This window comes from Kitasatospora sp. NPDC093550 (assembly GCF_044764985.1).
Taxonomy (GTDB): domain Bacteria; phylum Actinomycetota; class Actinomycetes; order Streptomycetales; family Streptomycetaceae; genus Kitasatospora.
In genome coordinates this window covers 129,699-149,773 of sequence record NZ_JBIWJF010000016.1, presented here as the reverse complement: position 1 = coordinate 149,773, position 20,075 = coordinate 129,699, and the positions used below count along the sequence as shown (strand labels likewise).

The window sequence follows — 20,075 nt, the reverse complement described above, 5'->3', positions numbered from 1 at the left end:
TCAGACCACCGCCGCGACGCGTGGTTGCGCCGGTTCGACCGGTTCCGCCGACTCCGGCACGAGCTGCGGCTGTTCCTGGGGCAGGCCCACCCGGGCCGGCTGCTCCCGCACCGGGCGCACCTCGCCGTACTCGTCCGGCAGCCAGAGCCGGGCCGTCCGGCCGCGCACCGCCGAGCCGCGCCCCTCCGCCACCACCTCCACCTGCCGGCCGGCGAGCTGCCCGTAGCCGTCGCCCAGTCCGAACCAGCGCCCGGACCGCACCCCCAGCCGCAACGCGGCGCCCGGCCACGGCCCGGCCACCAGCAGCACGCAGCCGCTGCGCCGCAGCACCGCCGCCAGTCGGGCGGCCAGCTTCGGCGGCACCGGCCCGTCCGGGCGCAGCATCACCAGTTCGACCGCGCCGGCCAGCACCGACACCACCTCGGCCCAGTGCGGGCCCGGGTCGTCCGCGACCAGCAGCCGGCGCAGGTCCAGCCCGTACCCCTCGGCGGCGGCCAGTCCCAGGTCCGGCAGCCCGACCGCCGCCGCCCAGCCGCCCTCGGTCTCCCGCACCCCGGCGGCCAGCGCCAGCAGCAGCCCGGTGTCCCCACCCGCCACCGACACCGCGGTCCCGCGCCGCAGCCCGCCGTCCGGCAGCACCTCCCGCAGTGCGGGCGGCACCGGCAGCAGGCCCCGGGCCCTCGACTGTCCGCCGCCGGGCTGTCCGTCGCCCGGGCGCCCCACACCCGGCTGTCCGCCGCCCGGCTCCCCCGGCTCGGCAGCCGGGAGCGCCACCGGCCGGAGCGGGGGGCGCGTGGGCCGCTCGGCGGTGGATTCGAAAACAGATTCGAAAACGGGCACAGCCCCAGGATCGAACATCCGTTCGCAAAGATTCAAGTCCGACCCGGTAGCCCCACCCGTCACTCTCCGTGCCAGGTCGCGGGTGGTGCGGCCCCAGAAGGTTGATGGCGCTCGGCCGGGCGGCCTACCGACAAGTCTTTTTTCCTTGACAAATTTTCCTGTCGGATGGAATCTGGAGGGGTGCTGGACGTCGCTGTGATCGAAGAACCCGCCGCGGCCGAGGCGTCCCTGGACCCGATCCGGGCCCGCATCCTCGCCGCCCTGGCCGAACCCGGCTCGGCCGCCATGCTGGCCGGCCGCCTGGACCTGCCCCGGCAGAAGGTCAACTACCACCTCAAGGAGCTGGAGCGGCACGGACTCGTCGAACTCGTCGAGGAACGACGCAAGGGGAACGTCACCGAACGGGTGTACCGCGCCACCGCGGCCTCCTACGTGATCTCCCCCAGCGTCCTGGCCGCCGTCAGCCCCGACCCGGCCCGTTCCCCCGACCAGCTCTCCGCCCACTGGCTGCTGGCCCTGGGCTCCCGGCTGGTGCAGGAGGTCGGGAGCCTGCTGACCGGCGCCGCCCGGGCCCGGCAGCGGGTCGCCACCTTCGGCATCGACGCCGAGGTGCGGTTCGCCTCCGCGGCCGACCGGACGGCCTTCGCCGAGGAACTGGCCCACGCCGTGGCGACCCTGGTCAGCCGCTACCACGACGAGTCCGCCCCCGGGGGCCGCAGCCACCGGGTGGTCGTCGGGCTCCACCAGATCCCGGCAGCCGCGCAGGCGGCACCCGCCACCCCCCAGGAGGACCCACGATGACGCACCCGTTCGAGATCGAGCTGGAGACCACCCTGCCGGCGACCCCGGAACAGGTCTGGGAAGCGATCGCCACCGGACCGGGGATCGACTCCTGGTTCATGGGCCGCAACGAGCTGGACCCGCGCGAGGGCGGCACCGCCGTCATGGAGACCGGCGGCCACCGCGCCGAGGCGGTGATCACCGCCTACGAACCCGGCAAGCGCCTGGCCACCCGTACGACCACCGCCGAGGACGGCCGGTTCATGGCCTTCGAGTACCTGGTCGAGGGCCGGGACGGCGGCTCCACCGTGCTCCGCGTCGTCCACAGCGGCCTGCTCGGCGACGACTGGCAGGACGAGTACGACGCGCTGCGCCGCGGCTGGCCCTTCCACCTGCACACGCTCCGCGAGTACCTCACCCACTTCCCGGGGCGCACCGCCGCCCCCGTCTTCGCCGCCGCGCCGTCAGGAGACCGCCCGCAGCCGGAGATCCGGGCCGCCCTCGCCCACGCCCTGTCGCTGCCGCTCCCGGTCACCACCGGTGCGCGCGCCCAGGCCGAGCCGGCCGGACTGCCCCCGCTGGACGCCGAGGTGGTCTGGGCGGACGACGAGCGCTTCGAGCTCCGCTCCGCCGACGCGATCCACACCTTCCACCACGGCTCGGGTGCGGTGCTGATGTTCCACCACCTCTTCGGCCCGGCGCCGGAGGCGGCCGAAGCAGCCTGGCAGCAGTGGCTGACCCGGCTCTTCGCCTGAACGCTCCACCTGCTCCGCACCAACTCCGAAACACCCACGAGAACAAGGAATTGAGGAACCACCGATGCGCACCCTGATCAGCACCGCCTTCATCTCCCTCGACGGCGTCGTCGACTCCCCCGGCGGCGAGGCCGGCTACCGGAACGCCGGATGGACCTTCAAGGACATCGAGTTCCTCCCCGAGGCGTTCGAGATCAAGGGACGGGAGCAGGAGGAGGCCACCGCGATGCTGCTGGGCCGGGTCAGCTACCAGGCGTTCAGCCCGGTGTGGCCGGACATGGCGGACTTCGCCCGCTACAAGACCCTGCCCAAGTACGTCGTCTCCACCACCCTCACCGACGAGGACCTGGTGTCGAACTGGGGCGAGACCGCCGTCCTGCGCTCGCTGGACGAGGTCGCCGCCCTCAAGGAGACCGAGGGCGGACCGATCATCGTCCACGGCAGCGCCGCCCTGAACCGGGCCCTCTCCGACGCCGGCCTGATCGACCGCTACCACCTGCTCGTCTTCCCCCTGCTGCTCGGCGCGGGCAAGCGCCTGTTCAGCACCACGGACAAGGACGCCCAGAAGCTGAAGCTGGTCGAGCACGAGGTCTACGGCAACGGCCTGCAGAAGCAGGTCTTCGACGTGGTCCGCTGAAAGTTCCCGCTGTGGCGAGTGATTGACGTGTCGTCACTTCTGGTTTCGGGGTGCGGCAGATGCCTCGGCGGACCGGACCGGCGGGGTCAACGGGCTTGAATCATGGAGCGGGTCGGCGATCGTCCGGGAGCGGAAATCGATGGACAGGTCTGGTGCGGTCAACAGACTGGTCGCATGACTGTGACGGACGAGAAGAACGACCTCCGGATCTACCTCCAGGACGCCCGCGACGCGCTGCTCTGGAAGCTCGACGGTCTCTCCGAGTACGACCTGCGCCGCCCGCTCACCCCCACCGGGACCAACCTGCTGGGCCTGGTCAAGCACCTCACCGGGGCCGAGGCGATGTACTTCGGCGACGCCTTCGGGCGGCCCTTCCCGGAGCCGACCCCACTGTGGTTCACCGGGGACGTCGAGCCGAACGCCGACCTCTGGGTACGGGCGGACGAGAGCACCGAGGAGGTCGTCGGGCGCTACCGGCGGGTCTGGGCCCACTCGGACGCCACCATCGAGGCCCTGCCGCTGGACGCGACCGGCCGGCTGCCGTTCGGCGACCGCCCCGAACAGACCCTGCACCGGGTGCTCGTCCACATGATCGCCGAGAGCCACCGCCACATCGGCCACGCCGACCTGGTCCGTGAGCTCGTGGACGGCGCCATCGGCCAGCGCCCCGACGGCATCAACACCGCCGAGGGCGACGCGGACTGGTGGCGCGCCCACCACGACCGCGTGGAGCAGGCCGCCCGGAAGGCCGGCGGGCTCGACTGACCGACGGGCGGCACCGCGTCCGCGCCGTGCGGGGGGGCGTTGTCCGGTGGGCGCCGGCCGGTGGGCGACGGCCGGTGGGCGACGGCCGGTGGGCGACGGCCGCGCGCGGCGGCCAGGGGTGGCGGTCAGGGGTGGCGGTCAGGGGTGGCGGCGGTAGGTGTGGGTGCGGGTGTGCGGCCCGAAACCCAGGGAGGCGTAGAGCCTGCGGGGTGCCGGGTGGGCAGCGTCGCCCCTGGCGTTGACCACCGCCTCGTACGCCCCGGCGGCGGCGAAGCCGTGCAGGACGGCCGTGCAGACCGCCCGGGCGAGGCCGAGGCGGCGGTGCGCCGGATGGGTGCCCACCGGCCCGAACGCGCCCACGTCGTTCACCTCGTCCAGCCAGCCCAGGCAGTACGCGGCCACGCTGCCGTCGGGGGCCCTCACGGCCAGGTCCGACTCCGGCCGGTACGGCGGCGTGTGGCGCAGGCGGGCGAGCCGCTCGGCGGTCACCCCGGCCGAGCCGGACGCGGCTCGGTGCGCGGTCGCCCAGGCGGCGGCGTCGACGGCTTCGGCCGCGTCGTCGGCGGCGACGGCTTTGGCAGCGGCTTTGGCGGCGGCGGCCTTGGCAGCGACGGCTTCGGCGGCGGCGGCCTTGGCCGGCTGCGGGTGGATCCGGTAGCCGGGCGGCAGCGGCGGGACGGCGGGCAAGGCGTTCAACGGACGGTGGAGGCACTCCAGGAAGGGCTCGCCGTCGGCCACCGACGCCCAGCCCCGGCGCTCCAGCGCCTCGACCAGGTGCGGTTCGGTCGCCGCGACCTCCGTCACCAGCGGCCCGTACGCGCGCCGCTCCGCCCACGCCAGCACCTCGTCGGCGAGCTTCGGATGCGCCGGGTCGACCTGCAGCACCAGCTCGTCCGGCAGCTCCAGCCACCCCCAGGCCATCACCCGCCCGTCCGCCTCCCACACCGCCGTCGGGCACTCGCCCGGCCGGTCGAGCGCCAGGCACCACCGCCAGGCCTGCTCCCCCACGTGCCGGTAGCCGGCGCCCGGGAACAGCCGGCCCGCCAGCTCCTGCATTCCGGCCGGCTCCACCGGGCCGGCGCCCTCACGTCGTCGCACCCGCCCACCCTGGGACGGACGGGGCGGCCGGCGCAAGGGACGGCGGAGCTTCCCGGGTCGGTGGTCGTGGCCGGTCGGTGGCGGCCGGTCGGTGGTCGTGGCCGGTCGGTGGCGGCCGGTCGGTGGTCGTGGCCGGTCGGTGGCGGCCGGTCGGTGGGTGCCCGCTCGGCCGTGGCCGGTCGGCGTGGCGGTCGCCGTAGGGTGTCGGGCATGACCAAGGCGGGGCAGGGTGTGGAGATAGCCGTCCGGTGCGAGGGCTGCGGGGGCACCGCCGTCCGGAGCATCGGGCAGTTCCTGATGCACGAGCGGGAGTTGTGGTGGGACGTCGAGTTCTCCTGCCCGCGGTGCGACCGCTACCGGTGCGAGGGCTGGGGCCCGGGAGAGCTGCCGGCGGACGTCCGCGAGGTGTTCCTGACCACCCACGGACCGGGCCGGCTCCGGCTCGCCGAGCCGCTCGCCACCCCGGTGGCGGCGCTGCGGGCGATCCGGGAGGGCGCGGAGGTCTCGCTGTGGCAGGCGCGTGAACTGCTCTCCGAGCTGAGGGACTTCGGACTGAGCGGGACGTTCGTCGAGATGGCGTACTGGCAGGCGCGGCTGGCCGAGCGGGGCGTCGCGACGGAGGTGACGGACGGCTTCGGCCGGGCGTACCGCTACGTGGGGCCGCCCGAGCTGCGGGAGGCCGGCGGCCCTGGCGGTCGACCCGTCCGGACGCCCGGCGAGTTCGCCGCCTGGGTGGACGCCCGGACGGCCGAGGAGCTCGCGGAACCGTTCACCTTCGTGGTCGACCTGGGCGGTGCGCTGCGGCTCGCCCCGCGCCGCAGCGAACACGTGGCCTGCGCGGGCGGGGAGCCGGTGCTGAGCGCCGGGGAGATCGGGTTCCGGCGGTCGGGCGGGAGCTGGGAGGTCGAGACGGTCGACAACCACTCCACCGGCTACTGCCCGGACCTCGCGTCCTGGCCCGCCGTGACCGCCGCCCTCACCCGGGTCGGTCTGCCGCACCCCGGTGCCTTCACCTACGGGGTGGTCTTCCGTCGCTGCCCCCGGTGCGCCGGCCACAACCTCGTCCGCGAGGAGCACTACGCCTGCGCCTTCTGCGACGCGGACCTGCCCGGGCACTGGAACGTGGACCGGACCGCGGCGGCGGACGTGGGGGCGTAGCGGCGGACCGCGGGGTCGTAGCGGCTCCGGACTCCGGGAGTTCCGCCGCCGAACCCTCCGTGGCGAAACCGCCCCGGCGCGGCACCACCTCCCCCGCCCCCGCATCCGAAACCGGCGTGGCGTTGTCGGGCCGGGCCGCTAGGGTCTGTGGGTCAGGGCCGGGGAGGGGTGGGGATACGTGGGGTGTGAGCAGGTGGCCGGTGCGCCGGGCGGGGTGGTGCACGCGGGGAGCCGGGAGTTCCTGGCGCGGGAGGGGCTGCCGGGCGCGGGGGCGTTCCTGGAGTTCGGGGCGGTGCGGCCGTTCCCGGCGGACGCGGAGCGGCTGTTCGTCCTCGGGGAGACCGACTACTGCACGCCGTTCGCCGCGGTCGGCAACCTGGTGCTGCTGGACGGGTCGACCGGTGAGGTGTTCCTCGACAACGGCGGCCCGCGACGGGACCGGCTGGCCTCCGACCTGACCGCGCTGGCCGGGCTGGTGCGCGAGGTGGAGGCCGTCGCCGAGGCGGCCCGGCGGCCGGAGGCGCTGGACGGGCGGCGCGGCCCGGCGGTGGTGGCCGAGGTCGTGGCGCGGGCCGAGCAGCGGATGCGGGAGGTCGATCCCGCCCTGTTCACGAGCGGCTCGACCCCGCCCGCGCACTGGGGCACGGCGCTGCTGGTGCACGCGCTGGGCTGGGGAGCGCTGCCGGGCGGACCGGGCGGGCCCGCGTACGAGGTCGGCCCGGAGCTGGTCGCCGAACTCGCGGCGCTGACCGACGAGGACGACGGCCCCGGCCAGGTGCACCGCTTCCGGCCCGAGCACCTGCCCGCGGCTCTGGTGCACGAACCGACCCGGCGGCTGCTGACCGAGGTCGGGCTGCCGCTGGGCGGGGCGATGTTCGGGGTGTGCGAGGAACCGCTGGTCACCATGGGCGAGGCGTACCCGGAGTACTTCGACGGCGAGGAGGAGCGCCCGTACCAGCGGGACTTCATCGCCCTCGGGGACTGGCCGACGGACCTCACCATCGCCCTGGACGGCGCGACCGGGCGGCTGGAGCTGCCGGACTGGTACGACGACGGCCAGCCCGAGGCCTACCTGAACCGCGACCTGTCCGCCTTGCTCTACGCCCTCTGGACGTACGAGCGGCTGCGTGTCGAGTGGGACCGTTGGGACTACGGCCGGGGCCGGGACACCTGGGCGGTGTTCGACCCGCAGTCGCTGCTGAGCACGGTGGTGGACCGGCTGGTCGAGGCCGTCGACCCGGAGGCCTTCGCCTCGCCCGGCTGCTCCTGGCGGCTGCTCGCCGAGGACGGGCACATGGGCGGTCTGCTGGGGTGACGCCGAGCCACCCGGGCGGCCGACCGAGGAACCGACCGGGCGTACGCTGGGCCGATTCGATCATCCGGAAGGACGGACGGGGGATGCACAGCGAGACGGGGGACCTCTACCGCGGCTTCGCGGAGAGGGAGGCTCGGGGCAACTCGGCGATCTACCAGGACCTGGCCGAACGCGTCGCGGGGGACGGGCAGTTGCGCGCGCTGCTGGACGGACTGCCGGCCGCGAAGCGGCAGCCGAACCTGCTGTTCGGCGCCGTCCGCCACCTGGGCGGCCCGGTGACGGAGGGCTGGCCCGCCTTCCGCGCCTGGGTGACGGCCCACTGGGACGAGACGTCGGCCACCATGCTGGAGCGTCGGACGCAGACCAACGAGTCGGGCCGCTGCGCCACCCTGCTGCCGCTGCTGGCGACGCTTCCGCAGCCGCTCGCGCTGATCGAGGTGGGCGCCTCGGCCGGTCTCTGCCTGTACCCGGACAGGTACCGCTACCGGTACCGCTACCGGTCCGTCAGCGACGGGGGCGGGGGCGGGGGCGCCCCGATGAGCGAGTTCTCGGTGCCCGAGTCGGGGACCGAGTCCGCGGTGACCGAGTCCGCGGTGACCGACTTCACGGTGACCGAGTTCGGTGCTGCGGCGAGCCCGGTGACGCTGGACTGCGTGGTGAGCGGACCGGTGCCGCTCCCCGCGCGCCTGCGGGAGCGGCTGCCGGAGGTGGTGTGGCGGGCCGGGATCGACCTCAACCCGCTGGACGTCCGGGCCGAGGAGGACGTGCGTTGGCTGGAGTCGCTGGTCTGGCCGGAGCAGACCCACCGGCTGGACAGGCTGCGCGGCGCCGTCCGGGTCGCCCGGGCCGAGCCTCCGCTGCTGGTGCGCGGTGATCTCAACGCCACGGTACGGGACTTGGTGGCGCAGGTACCTGCGGGGGCGACCCCGGTGGTGTTCCACAGCGCCGTGCTCGCCTACCTGTCGCCGGAGGCGCGGGAGGAGTTCGCGGTGACCGTGCGCGAGCTGCCCGGGCACTGGATCTCCAACGAGGCGGTCTCCGTGCTGCCGAACGTCGCCCGGCGCCTGCCCCGCCCGGCCCCGCCCGGATCCGGGCTGTTCGCGCTCGCCCTGGACGAGCGGCCGGTGGCCTTCACCGGGCCGCACGGGCAGTCCCTGGACTGGTTCGGTGCCGTGTAGGGGGCCGCGGCCGCGACCGGGCTCGAAGGGAACGCGGCCGAGCTCGAAGGGAACGCGGCCCGGCTTGGGCGGTGTCCGGTCGGGCGGGGGTCGTGGCCGCTCGGGCGACGGCCTGCGAGTCCGGGCTTGAAGTTGCCGCAGCGGCAGCTCCTACCGTCGTGACCAGGGCCGGAGGAACCGGCCCCGGTACGACGAAGGTGCGGACGCGGAAGCGAGGGAGGCGGCCATGGCCTGGCCGATTGCGGAGGTCGCCCGGATGTCCGGAGTGACCGCCCGGACGCTGCGGCACTACGACGAGATCGGGCTGCTGCCACCCGCCCGGATCGGCTCCAACGGCCACCGCTACTACGAGGAAGGGCAGTTGCTGCGGCTGCAGCAGATCCTCGTGCTGCGGGCCCTGGGTGTCGGGCTGCCCGAGATCGCCAGGATCCTGGGCGAGCAGGTGGACGAGCTGGACGCCCTGCGGGGCCACCACCGGCGGCTGGTCGCCGAACGCGACCGGCTGGACGCCCTGGCCGCCACCGTCTCCCGCACGATCGTCGACCTGGAACGATCCCGAAAGGATGGCACGCCTGTGACCGTCAACCGACCCGAGAACCTGTTCGAGGGCATCCAGCCCGCCGACATCGACACGAGCCTGCGCGACTTCCCCGAGCACGCCGAGGCGGCCCGGCGCGCGACCGCCGCGATGAGCCCGGACGAGATCGCGGCCGGGCAGCGCGAGCGGACCGCGCGCATGATCCGCCTGGCCGAGCTGATGGCGGCCGGCCACCCCGCCGACGCCGAGCCCGTCCAGAGCGCGACCGACGAGGAGTACCGGCTGCTCGGCACGATCCGGTCCGTCCCGACGGAGGAGTACCTCGCGATCGCGCGCTCCTGCACCGAGAACGAGCAGTGGCACGCCGCGTACGAGGCCATCGCCCCGGGCCTGGCCGCGTACCAGCGCGCTGCCATGGAGGCGTACGCGGCGGCGCGGCTGTCCTGAGCCCGAGCCGGCTTGGGCGCGGGCCGGCCCGGGCGCGGGCCGGCCCGCGCGTGGCCTTCCTGAGGGCAGTCGGCTCAGCGCCCCAGGCCCGGGCCTGAGCCGCCGCTCCCGCGGGGGACGGGCCCTGCCGGAGCAGCAGGCCTGCGGCCGTCACTCCGTCCGCAGCGCCGTGACCGTCCGGGTGCGGGCCGCCCAGGTGGCGGGGAGGGCGGCACCGAGCAGGGCCAGGACCAGGCCGCCGAGTATCAGCGGTCCCACGACCGCGGGGCCGAACACCCCGAGGTCCGCGTCGGGCACGCCGATCCCGGCGGCGCGAGCCATCGCGGGCATCACCTGGTGGTGCACCGCGATCCCGAGCGGTACCCCGATCAGCCCGGCCACCAGCCCGCTGCCGCAGACCGAGGTGAGCACCATGGCGACGGTCTGCCGGGGCGACATCCCGAGCGCCTTGAGCACCCCGAGGTCGTGCACCCGCTCCCGGGTGTCCAGCAGCACCGTGTTGAGTACCCCGAGCCCCGCGACCACGGAGAGCAGCAGCGTCAGCGTCCCGGCCAGGGTGTTCATCGCCAGCACCACGATGTTGACGTGCTGCTCGCCCGGCTCGGCGCCCAGCCCCAGCGCCCGGACCTCGCCGTCGAGCGCGGTGGCGTACGCCACCGGGTCGGTGCCGGGGGTGAGGTCGATGTGGAAGGCGATGGCCTCGGCGGCGACGGCGCCGCCGAGCGGGGCCAGGGTGGCCCGGTCCGTGTACACGACGTCGCCGGTGGACAGGACCTCGCCGGTGATCCTCGCCGGGGTGGTGCGCCCGTGGTCGGTGAGGGTCAGGGTGTCGCCGACCTTCGCCCGGGCGGCGCGGAGGTAGGCGGCGCCGACCACGACCTCGCCGGGGCCGTGGAACCAGCGGCCGGAGACCAGCTGGTAGCCGTCCCAGGAGGCGTCGCCGGTGAACGCGACCACCTCGGAGCGGCCGGTGTGCCCGGCCACGGCCACCGGGGTCGGGACGCTGCTGTACCAGGCCCGGGTGCCCGGGCGGGCGTCGATCGCCCGGGCCGCTGCCGCCTCGTCCGGGTGGTCGACGGCACGGGCGTTCTCCATCGGGGCCCGGACCACGGCCTTGCCGCCGCGTCCGGCCTCCAGTCCGTCCTGGAGCAGGCCGAGCGAGAGCGTCAACCCGACGCAGAGGGCGACCCCGGCCGTGCCGAGCACCACGGCGGCCCCGGTGGTCGCCGAGCGGCCCGGCCGGTTGAGCGGGGTGGCCAGCCCGAGGCTCAGCGCGCGCGGCACCGGCAGCCGGGCGATCCCGTTCCGGAGCCTGGCCAGGACGCCCACGGCCCCGATCCGGCCGGAGGTGCGCCCGGCGGCGGCGCGCTCGGAGAGGGTGCGCTCGGCGGCGGCCCGTCTGGCGCCCGGCGCCGCGCGACCGATCGCGAGGGCCTCCACCGTGCGCAGCCGCCCGGCCCGCAGCGCCGGCACCAGTGCGGTGCCCACCACCGCGGCCAGGGCCGCCGCGGGGACGGCGACATCCACCCAGGGCGGGATGCCGAGCAGTCCGCCGCGCAGCGCCTTGTGGGCGATGCCGAGGACCGGCACGGAGAGCAGGTTGCCGCCGAGCACGCCGAGGGCCGTGCCGATCCCGGCGGGGATCAGTGCCTGGCCGACGTAGGCGCGCGCCACCTGCGCCGGGGTGAAGCCCAGGGCCTTGAGGATGCCGATCCGCCGGGTGGCCGCGGTGACGGCGCCGCTGACCACGACGCCGATGATCAGCACCGACATGGCGAGGCCGAGTAGGCCGAAGGCCGTGACGAAGGGGACGAAGACCGAGGCCGTCCTGTTCGCCTCCGCCTGGGCGGGCCGGTAGGAGGTCGCCCTCAGGAGGGCTCCCGCCGGCACCGCGGCGGTGAGCGCGGCGTGGTCGGCCGCCACCTCGGCGTCGGTGCCGGCGTGGGCGAAGCGGTAGAGGTACTGGGCGGCGGGCGTGGTGCCGGGCGCCGTCAGCCCGGCGACCTGCTCGGGGGCGACCCAGCCGTCCGCGCTCCAGGAGACGGAGGCGGCCAGGCCGACCACCGTGAGCTTCGGCTGCCCGGGGAGGTCCGGGAAGCGCATGCTGTCGCCGACGGCCAGCGGGGAGCGGCCGTCCGGGAACACCACCTCGCCGGGGCCCGCGACCCAGCGGCCGCTGGTGATCCGCAGGCCGTCCATCGGGCCGTCCTGGGCCCGGCCGACCAGCGTCATCGACGGGAGCGGGCTGCCGGGCGGCGGGAGCCGGGTGTCCTCCCCCGAGCGCGGCATGACGGTGACCGCGGGGTACGGACCGGCCGAGGCCGTCACGCCGGGCGCGTGGGCGGCCGCGGCGAGCTGGGCCGGACTCGCCTTGGCCTGGTCGTACAGCGCGTTGAGGTGGGCGCCGCGCTGGTCCGCGAAGGAGCGCTGGTACGGCCCCCGGGCGGCGACCAGCAGCCCCACCGCGAGGACGCACGCCGTCACGGACACCATCGTGGTGAGCACCATGACCAGGGTCTGCACCCGCCTGCGGCCCACCCCGGCCCGGACCACCGTGCCGAGGGCGCTCATCGGGCCGCCCCGGGCGCCGGCACGGCCGCGGTGTCCCGGACCAGCCGGCCGTCGAGCAGTTCGATCGTCCGGTCGGCGCAGGCCTCGGCGAGCGCGGTGTCATGGGTGACCAGCAGGACCGTCTGGCCCTCCGCGTGGAGCCCGCGCAGCAGGTCGCGGACGTCGGCGGCCGAGGCGGTGTCCAGCGCCCCGGTGGGCTCGTCGGCCAGGAGGACCGGCGGACGGTTCATCAGCGCCCGGGCCACCGCGACCCGCTGGCGCTCGCCGCCGGAGAGCCGGCCCGGGAAGGCCTTGGCGTGCCGGGCCACCCCCAGCCGCTCCAGCAGCTCCGCGGCCCGGGCACGGGCCCGCTCCCGTGGCATCCCGGCGAGCTGGGCCGGGAGCAGCACGTTGTCCTCGGCGGTCAGGTCGTCCAGCAGGTTGAAGAACTGGAACACCATGCCGATCCGCCGCCGCCGGTACTCGGCCAGCGCGGCCTCACCGAGCTCGTGCACGGCCACGCCCGCCACCTCGACCGTGCCCTCGCTCGGGCGGTCCAGGCCGGCTATCAGGTTCAGCAGGGTGGACTTGCCGCTGCCCGAGCGGCCGAGCACGGCCAGCGCCTCGCCGGCCCGCACCTCCAGGTCGAGTCCGGCCAGCGCGGGCGGCGCGGCCTCGGACCGGTCGTACGTCTTGCTGACGCCGCGGATCCGGATGATCGGCGCGTTCACGGGCCCTCCACGGTTCGGGGTCCGGCCCCGGGAAGCCCGGGGCCGGCTGACGGAACACGACGCTACGAACCGGCCCGGGGGTGCGGACAGCCGTCTGGACGGTGTCTGCGAGGTGTATCCAGGTACACCCCGAACTGGGTGTCCAGCCCTAGATCGCCCGGGGCCGCGGCCGGGCAGACTGACCGGCGGAAGATCGGAACCGGAGCCCGCGGCGGCTCCGGGTCCGCGGGCTCCGAGGCCTCCGACGGGGGCTCAGGAACGGCGAGGGGGCGCCTCATGGGTGCGGAAACGAGTACGGCGGTGCGCGCCGGGGCGGGCACGGGAGCGGCGGGCCGGGTCGCCCGGCGGGTGGGCCGGGCCTGCGTGGACGGCGTGCGCGCCTGGTACGCGGTGACGCTGGCCGTGACGGGCCTGATCGCGCTGCTGGCCGGGCCGGTCCTGGTGGCGTCCGCGCTGTTCGGACCGGACGAGGCCGGACCGTTCGGGCCGGGCGGCCCGTTCTTCCTCCTGGTGCCGCTGGCGCCGGTCGCCGTCTGGGCGCTCTGCTGGGCCACCGGGGGCGGCGGCCGAGCGGTCGGGGCGGTCCTGTTCGCGCCGGGCGCGCTCGCGGTGATAGCGACGCACCTCTACGGCGGCGCCGCGCCCGGCGGCCGGTCGGTCTCGCTCTGGCTGGCGCCCTCACTGGTGGTGCTCGGACTGTTCGGCGCGCGCTGGATCGCGACGGAGAGCAGGCGGACGGTCGGCACGTGGAGCGGGCGGCCGGTCCCGGTGCCGTACCGCCGCCCGTCCGGCACCGCCGGCGCCTGGCGGCGGCTGCGGACCGGCGGCTGGCTGACCGACCCGGCGACCTGGCGGGACCTGGCCTGGGCCCTGCTCTCCGGCTCCGCCGTGCTGCTCACCGCCGCTCTCGTCCTGGTCACCCCGATCGCTCTCGAGGTCTTCGGCCGGAACGGGCCGTTCTTCCCGCTGGGCCTCGTCTACGGGGCGGGCCTGTGCGCCGCCCCGGCGGCCGCGCTGTGGGCCGCGCCGCCGGTCCTGCGGATCCACGAGAGGGCCGTCCGAGCCCTGCTCGGCCCCTCCCGGCAGGCCCGGCTCGCCCACCGGGTCAGCCACCTGGCCCGCACCAGGGCGGACACCATCGACGCCGGGGCGGCCGAGCTGCGCCGGATCGAGCGGGACCTGCACGACGGGGCGCAGGCCCGGCTGGTCGCCCTCGGCATGCTGCTGACCGTGGCCGAGCAGCTCAAGGACGACCCGGACGCGCTGGCCCCGCTGCTGGCCGAGGCCCGGACGTCCTCGGTGAAGGCCCTGGGCGAGCTGCGGGACCTGGTCCGCGGCATCCACCCCCCGGTGCTGGCCGACCGCGGGCTGGCCGACGCCGTACGGGCGACCGCGCTGGACCTGCCGCTGCCGGTCACCTTCACCGGTGTCCTGCCCGGCCGGGCGCCGGCCCCGGTCGAGTCGGCGGCCTACTTCGCGGTCACCGAACTGCTGGCCAACGTGGTGAAGCACGCGGGCGCCTCGCACGTGTGGATCGAGATAGGGCACAGTGGCGGGCTGCTGCGGATATCGGTCACCGACGACGGGCGCGGCGGCGCCGCCCCGTCCCGGGGCACCGGCCTCAGCGGAACCGAACGCCGACTGGCCGCCTTCGACGGGGTGCTGGCGATCAGCAGCCCCTCCGGTGGTCCGACCATCGTGAACCTGGAGATCCCGTGCGCGTTGTCATCGCCGAAGACCTCTTCCTCCTCCGGGACGGGCTGACCCGGCTGCTGGAGGCCAACGGCATGAAGGTCACCGCGGCGGTCGAGAACGGCGAGCAACTGCTCACCGCGGTGGCCGCCGACCGGCCGGACATCGCCGTGGTCGACGTCCGGCTGCCGCCGAGCTTCTCCGACGAGGGGCTGCGGGCCGCGCTGGCCGCCCGTCAGGCCCACCCGGGTCTGCCCGTCCTGGTCCTGTCGCAGTTCGTGGAGCAGCTGTACGCGCGGGAGCTGCTGGCCGGCAGCACCGGCGGGATCGGCTACCTGCTCAAGGACCGGGTGATGGACGGCGCCCAGTTCATCGACGCCGTCCGGCGGGTCGCCCAGGGCGGTACCGCGATGGACCCGGAGGTGATCACCCGGCTGCTCACCCACAACTCCTCGGCCGGCCCGGTCTCCACCCTCTCCCCGCGCGAACGGCAGGTGCTGGCGCTGATGGCGGAGGGCCGTTCCAACGCCGCCATCGCCCAGCAGCTGGTGATCACCGAACGGGCGGTCGCCAAGCACACCGCGTCGATCTTCGTCCGGCTCGACCTCCAGCCCTCCGACGACGACAACCGCCGGGTCCTGGCCGTCCTGGCCTACCTCAACAATTCCTGAAGGGAGGCGCCGCTCACCACCGCCGACCACCACCGACCACCGCCGATCACCACCGCCGACCACCGCCGCTGATCACCGACCGCCGATCCATCGCGCACCAGCAACCGCGAGCGTCCGCGAGCTCCCGTGCGCTCCCGCGAGCTCCCGCAGGCGGCCTGGAACGCCCGTGAGCAACCGCGGGCGACCACCACCCGGCCACCATTTGAACAGCCACCGACAAGTGAGGAGGGGCCCTCCGCTGCAGGGGGCTCGCTCGCCGCCGAACCGGTCATTTAGGCTGGTGGCGTGCTCATCCTTGTTCGCCGCCGTCACGTGGACCTGCTCCGCGTGACCACCATGTCCTGTCGACGCTCCGGCTGAACCTCGCTCCACCCACCCTCAAACGGCGGCCCCACCCGGCCGCCCCCGCCTCCCGGCCCCCGAGCACCCGCCGCACCAGGCGATGCTCCGGCGCCCCCGGTCGACCACCGGGACAGGCCGGGACGAGACCCAGCGGATGTCACACATGACGCAGCAGCACACGCCCATATCCGAAACCGGCACCAGCACGGGCACCGGTTCCACCCCCGTGGACGCCCTCCCGGTGATCGACCTCTCGCTGGCCGACGGCAGCCCCGAGGACCGCCGCCGCCTGCACGACGACCTGCGCGCCGCGGCCACCGGCGTCGGCTTCTTCCAGCTCGTCGGCCACGGCGTCACCCCGGAGGAAACGGCCGCGCTCACCGGGGCCATGCGGGCCTTCTTCGCACTCCCCGAAGCCGACCGGCTCGCCGTGAGCAACCTCAACTCCCCGCACTACCGCGGCTACACCCGCACCGGCGACGAGCGCACCGGCGGCAGCCAGGACTGGCGCGACCAGCTGGACATCGGCGCCGAGCTGCCCCCGCACGTCCCCGGCACCGGCGAGCCCCCGTACTGGTGGCTGGAGGGCCCCAACCAGTGGCCGCAGGCGCTCCCCGAGCTGCGCACCGCCGCGCTCGGCTGGATCGACCGCCTCGGCGCCGTCGCCCGGCGACTGCTGCACGAACTCCTCAGCTCGATCGGCGCCCGCCCCGACTTCTACGACGAGGCGTTCGCGGGCCACCCCCACCTGCGCCTCAAGCTGGTCCGCTACCCCGGTACCGCTCCGGACGGCGCCGGCCAGGGCGTCGGCGCCCACAAGGACTACGGCTTCATCACCCTGCTGCTCCAGGACACCGTGGGCGGCCTCCAGGTCGAGCGCCAGGACGGCACCTTCCTGGACGTCCCGCCGGTCGAGGGCGCCTTCGTCGTCAACCTCGGGGAGCTGCTGGAGGTGGCCACCGACGGCTACCTCAAGGCCACCAGCCACCGCGTGGTCAGCCCGCCCGGGGCCCGCGAGCGCTACTCCGTCCCGTTCTTCTACAACCCGCGCCTCGACGCCCACATCGCGCCGCTGGACTTCCCGCTCGCCCACCACGCCCCCGGCGCCACCGAGGACCCGGACAACCCGCTCTTCGCCGACTTCGGCCTCAACGAGTGGAAGGGCTACACCCGAGCCCACCCCGAAGTCACCCGCCGCCACCACGCCGCCCTCGCCTGACCCGCCGCCCACCCACCCCGGCGCCGAGCTCCGAGCCCTGAGCTCCGAGACCCGAGCTCCGAGACCCGAGCTCCGACGCGAGCCCGGCCCGGCCCGGCCCCGGCCTCAGCGCCGACGGGTGGACCGTGACGCGACGCCCCTGTCCGAAGCCGCCGTCCCGGCGGAGGACAGGGGCGTCGGCATGCCCGCCACCGGCACCGGTGGACCCGTACGGGCCGCACTGTCACACTGCTGCTGTCACAGCAGGAGTGTGCCAGCGGGAGGCAGCAGATGGGGGAGCACGGCGCCGTCGCGGGCGGGGTGCGGCTGACGGTGGACGAGTTGGCGGCGCGGGCCGGGGTGACGGTGCGGACGGTGCGGTTCTACGGGACGAAGGGGCTGCTGCCGCCGCCCGAGCTGGGGCCGCGGCGGGTCGGGCTGTACGGGGCGGCGCACCTGGACCGGCTGGAGCTGATCGAGGAGTTGCAGCGGCAGGGGCTGACGCTGGCGGCGATCGAGCGGTACCTGGCGCGGCTGCCGGAGGACAGCACCCCGCTGGACCTGGCGATCCACCGGGCGCTGGTGGCGTCCTGGACGCCCGAGTCCCCCGAGGAGCTGGGCCGGGCGCAGCTGGAGCGGCGGGCCGGGCGGGGGCTGTCGGAGGAGCAGGTCGAGCGGCTGGCGGCGATGGGCGCGCTGGAGCGCACCGACGACCCGGAGGTGTTCCGGGTGGATCCGGGCCTGCTGCCGCTGGGGGTGCGGATCCTGGACGTACCGATCCCGCTGGAGACGCTGCTGGCCGCCCGGGCCGTCGTGGTGGAGCACAGCCGGGCGACGGCGCGGGAGTTGCAGCGGCTGTTCCGGGAGACGGTGTGGAAGCCGTACCGGGAGAGCGAGCCGGCGCCGGCCGAGCTGGCCCGGATGAAGGCGCTGACGGACCACATCCAGCCGATGGTGGCGCAGGCCCTGGTGACGGCGTTCCAGCGCTCGCTGCGGGAGGAGCTCGGCGAGGAGCTCAGCGCCGAGCCGGCCGAGGATCTCAGCACGGAGCTCAGCGAGCAGCTCAGCGCAGCGGAGCCCGCCACAGAGCCCGCCCCAGAGCCGGCCGAGGAGCCGGGTGGGGCCGTCCGCGAGACGGCCCCACCCGGAGCACCGTAGCCCGAAGCTCCCCGAACCGGACCGGGGACCGCGGTCAGTCCGTGAAGGTCCGCCCCTCGGCCGCGATCCGCTCCAGCAGTGCCGGCGGCGCGAACCGCTCGCCGTAGGCGGCGGCGAGTTCGCGGGCGCGGGCCGCGAAGCCGGCCGGGCCGCCCTCGTACCCGTTGATGTACTGGAACACGCCGCCCGTCCAGGCCGGGAAGCCGATGCCGAGGATGGAGCCGACGTTGGCGTCGGCGACCGAGGTCAGCACGCCCTCCTCCAGGCAGCGCACCGAGTCCAGCGCCTCGCTGAACAGCATCCGCTCCTTGAGGTCCTCGAACGGCACTTCGGGGGCCGCGTCACCGGCGGCGCCGAAGTGCTCCAGCAGGCCGGGCCAGAGCCGCCCGCGCTTGCCGTCCTCGCCGTACTCGTAGAAGCCCGCGCCGCCGCTGCGTCCCGGGCGGCCGAACTCGTCGACCATCCGGTCGACCACGGCGTCCGCCGGGTGGGGCGTCCAGGTGCCGCCGTCGGCCTCGACCGAGCGCCGGTACTCGTCGCGGATCTTGCGCGGCAGGGTGAGGGTGAGCTCGTCCATCAGGGAGAGCACCTTGGCGGGGTAGCCGGCCTGGGCGGCGGCCTGCTCGATGCTGGACGGGTGGATGCCCTCGCCGACCATGGCGACGCCCTCGTTGAGGAACTGACCGATCACGCGCGAGGTGAAGAAGCCGCGCGAGTCGTTGACCACGATCGGGGTCTTGTCGATCTGCCGGACCAGGTCGAAGGCGCGGGCCAGCGCCTCGTCGCCGGTCTGCGGGCCGCGGATGATCTCCACCAGCCGCATCTTGTCGACCGGCGAGAAGAAGTGCAGGCCGATGAAGTCGCCGGTGCGCCGGACGCCTTCGGCGAGCAGGCCGATCGGCAGCGTGGAGGTGTTGGAGCAGAGCAGCGCGTCGGGGGCGACGACGCCCTCGATCTCCTGGAAGACCTTGTGCTTGAGCTCGGTGTTCTCGAAGACCGCCTCGATCACCGCGTCGCATCCGGCCAGGTCGGCGGCGTCGCCGGTGGGGGTGATCCGGGCGAGCAGTGCGTCGCGCTTGGCCTCGGTGGAGCGGCCGCGTGCGACCGCCTTGTTCAGCAGCCCCTCGGAGTAGGCCTTGCCGCGCTCGGCGGCCTCGGTGCTCACGTCCTTGAGCACGACCTCGATGCCGGCCTTGGCGCAGGCGTAGGCGATGCCCGCGCCCATCATCCCGGCGCCGAGCACGGCGACCTTGCGCACCGGCCGCTTCTCGACGTCCTTGGGACGTCCGGCGCCGGAGTTGACCGCCTGCATGTCGAAGAACAGCGCCTGGATCATGTTCTTGCTGGTCTGGCCGCAGGCCAGCTCGGTGAAGTAGCGGGCCTCGATCGCCATCGCGGTGTCGACGTCCACCTGGGCGCTCTCGACCGCCGCGGCCAGCACGTTGCGCGGGGCCGGGTAGGGCGCGCCGTTCAGCTGCTTGCGCAGGTTGGCCGGGAAGGCGGGCAGGTTGGCGGCGAAGGCCGGGGTGGCGGGGGTGCCTCCGGGGATCTTGTACCCCTTGACGTCCCAGGGCTGGACGGCGGTCGGGTTTGCCTCGATCCAGGCGCGTGCCCGGGCGGCCAACTCCTCCGGGGTGTCGACCAGTTCGTGCACCAGTCCGTGTTCCAGGGCCTGCGCCGGGCGGTACTGGGTGCCCTGCAGCAGGAACTTCAGCAGGGCGTCGGTGATGCCGAACAGTCGCACCGTGCGGACCACTCCGCCGCCGCCCGGCAGCAGGCCGAGGGTGACCTCGGGCAGGCCGATCCGGCCGGCGGGGTTGTTCAGCGCGATCCGGTGGTGGCAGGCGAGGGCGATCTCCAGGCCGCCGCCGAGCGCGCTGCCGTTGACGGCGGCGACGACGGGCTTGCCGAGGGTCTCCAGCGTGCGCAGCGAGCGCTTGATCCGCATCGACTTCTCGAAGACGGCTTCGGCGTCCTCGGGGCGGGCGGCGGAGAGCATCCGCAGGTCTCCCCCGGCGAAGAAGGTCTTCTTGCCGGAGGTGACGACGACGCCGCGCAGCCCGTCGCCGAGGCCGGCCAGGCGCTCGACGACGGCCTCGAAGTCGGCCGTGAAGGCCTCGTTCATGGTGTTGACGGACTGGGTGGGGTCGTCGAGGACGAGGGTGACCACGCCGTCCTGGTCCTGCTCCCAGCGGATGGTGGTGGTGTCGCTCATGAGTTCA

Annotated in this window: 17 protein-coding genes; 12 read left to right on the top strand and 5 right to left on the bottom strand. The window is 74.9% G+C overall.

Going from position 1 to position 20,075, the window contains the following annotated elements; translation table 11 throughout:
• A complete protein-coding gene (locus ACIRD3_RS25310; RefSeq protein WP_402220718.1) occupies positions 1-774 on the bottom strand; it encodes a hypothetical protein in 774 nt (257 codons plus the stop codon).
• Between the two features lie 246 nt (positions 775-1,020).
• Between ACIRD3_RS25310 and ACIRD3_RS25305 the strand changes: the two genes are divergently transcribed.
• The 4 genes from ACIRD3_RS25305 to ACIRD3_RS25290 all read left to right on the top strand — a co-directional run bounded on the left by ACIRD3_RS25305 (position 1,021) and on the right by ACIRD3_RS25290 (position 3,777).
• The gene (locus ACIRD3_RS25305; RefSeq protein ID WP_402220715.1) at positions 1,021-1,641 is read left to right on the top strand and encodes an ArsR/SmtB family transcription factor; all 621 of its coding nucleotides are present in this window, start codon (positions 1,021-1,023) and stop codon (positions 1,639-1,641) included.
• Positions 1,638-2,375, top strand: a complete 738-nt coding sequence (locus ACIRD3_RS25300; protein ID WP_402220712.1) for an SRPBCC domain-containing protein — start codon at positions 1,638-1,640, stop codon at positions 2,373-2,375. The genes ACIRD3_RS25305 and ACIRD3_RS25300 overlap by 4 nt, the downstream gene beginning before the upstream one ends.
• 64 nt (positions 2,376-2,439) lie before the next feature.
• Positions 2,440-3,012: a dihydrofolate reductase family protein gene (locus ACIRD3_RS25295; protein ID WP_402220709.1), complete on the top strand. Its 573-nt coding sequence runs from the start codon at positions 2,440-2,442 to the stop codon at positions 3,010-3,012.
• A 174-nt stretch (positions 3,013-3,186) separates the two neighbouring features.
• Complete coding sequence (locus tag ACIRD3_RS25290; RefSeq protein WP_402220706.1) at positions 3,187-3,777, top strand: DinB family protein; 591 nt, start codon at positions 3,187-3,189, stop codon at positions 3,775-3,777.
• A 138-nt stretch (positions 3,778-3,915) separates the two neighbouring features.
• Here the strand turns inward: ACIRD3_RS25290 and ACIRD3_RS25285 are convergent, their stop codons facing one another.
• Positions 3,916-4,875: a GNAT family N-acetyltransferase gene (locus tag ACIRD3_RS25285; RefSeq protein WP_402220703.1), complete on the bottom strand. Its 960-nt coding sequence runs from the start codon at positions 4,873-4,875 to the stop codon at positions 3,916-3,918.
• Between the two features lie 210 nt (positions 4,876-5,085).
• On the opposite strand from ACIRD3_RS25285, the gene ACIRD3_RS25280 reads away from it, so the two are divergent.
• From ACIRD3_RS25280 to ACIRD3_RS25265, 4 genes are all read left to right on the top strand, one after another.
• Complete coding sequence (locus ACIRD3_RS25280; protein WP_402220700.1) at positions 5,086-6,033, top strand: hypothetical protein; 948 nt, start codon at positions 5,086-5,088, stop codon at positions 6,031-6,033.
• 193 nt (positions 6,034-6,226) lie between these two features.
• A complete protein-coding gene (locus ACIRD3_RS25275; RefSeq protein WP_402220698.1) occupies positions 6,227-7,348 on the top strand; it encodes an SUKH-4 family immunity protein in 1,122 nt (373 codons plus the stop codon).
• Positions 7,349-7,431: 83 nt separating this feature from the next.
• Positions 7,432-8,526: a DUF2332 domain-containing protein gene (locus ACIRD3_RS25270; RefSeq protein WP_402220695.1), complete on the top strand. Its 1,095-nt coding sequence runs from the start codon at positions 7,432-7,434 to the stop codon at positions 8,524-8,526.
• A gap of 226 nt (positions 8,527-8,752) precedes the next feature.
• Positions 8,753-9,511: a MerR family transcriptional regulator gene (locus tag ACIRD3_RS25265; protein WP_402220693.1), complete on the top strand. Its 759-nt coding sequence runs from the start codon at positions 8,753-8,755 to the stop codon at positions 9,509-9,511.
• A gap of 150 nt (positions 9,512-9,661) precedes the next feature.
• Here ACIRD3_RS25265 and ACIRD3_RS25260 read toward each other — a convergent pair whose 3' ends face one another.
• Both ACIRD3_RS25260 and ACIRD3_RS25255 read right to left on the bottom strand, forming a co-directional pair.
• Complete coding sequence (locus ACIRD3_RS25260; protein WP_402220690.1) at positions 9,662-12,082, bottom strand: FtsX-like permease family protein; 2,421 nt, start codon at positions 12,080-12,082, stop codon at positions 9,662-9,664.
• Positions 12,079-12,792 (bottom strand): ABC transporter ATP-binding protein, encoded by a 714-nt coding sequence (locus tag ACIRD3_RS25255; protein WP_402220687.1) that lies wholly within the window; start codon positions 12,790-12,792, stop codon positions 12,079-12,081. Before ACIRD3_RS25255 ends, ACIRD3_RS25260 begins: the two co-directional genes overlap by 4 nt.
• Before the next feature lie 276 nt (positions 12,793-13,068).
• Here ACIRD3_RS25255 and ACIRD3_RS25250 point away from each other — a divergent pair, with 276 nt between their 5' ends.
• The 4 genes from ACIRD3_RS25250 to ACIRD3_RS25235 all read left to right on the top strand — a co-directional run bounded on the left by ACIRD3_RS25250 (position 13,069) and on the right by ACIRD3_RS25235 (position 17,853).
• On the top strand, positions 13,069-14,556 hold the full coding sequence (locus ACIRD3_RS25250) for a histidine kinase (protein ID WP_402220684.1): 1,488 nt from the start codon (positions 13,069-13,071) through the stop codon (positions 14,554-14,556).
• Positions 14,508-15,155 (top strand): response regulator, encoded by a 648-nt coding sequence (locus ACIRD3_RS25245; RefSeq protein WP_402220682.1) that lies wholly within the window; start codon positions 14,508-14,510, stop codon positions 15,153-15,155. Before ACIRD3_RS25250 ends, ACIRD3_RS25245 begins: the two co-directional genes overlap by 49 nt.
• 505 nt (positions 15,156-15,660) lie before the next feature.
• Positions 15,661-16,716 carry an isopenicillin N synthase family dioxygenase gene (locus tag ACIRD3_RS25240; RefSeq protein ID WP_402220680.1) on the top strand — a complete coding sequence of 352 codons (1,056 nt, stop codon included), beginning with the start codon at positions 15,661-15,663 and terminating at the stop codon, positions 16,714-16,716.
• A gap of 270 nt (positions 16,717-16,986) precedes the next feature.
• Positions 16,987-17,853 carry a MerR family transcriptional regulator gene (locus ACIRD3_RS25235; RefSeq protein WP_402220678.1) on the top strand — a complete coding sequence of 289 codons (867 nt, stop codon included), beginning with the start codon at positions 16,987-16,989 and terminating at the stop codon, positions 17,851-17,853.
• Between the two features lie 34 nt (positions 17,854-17,887).
• On the opposite strand, the gene ACIRD3_RS25230 is transcribed toward ACIRD3_RS25235, so the two are convergent.
• Entirely contained in the window at positions 17,888-20,068 is a 2,181-nt protein-coding gene (locus ACIRD3_RS25230; RefSeq protein WP_402220676.1) for a 3-hydroxyacyl-CoA dehydrogenase NAD-binding domain-containing protein, read from the bottom strand.
• Positions 20,069-20,075: the final 7 nt, after the last annotated feature.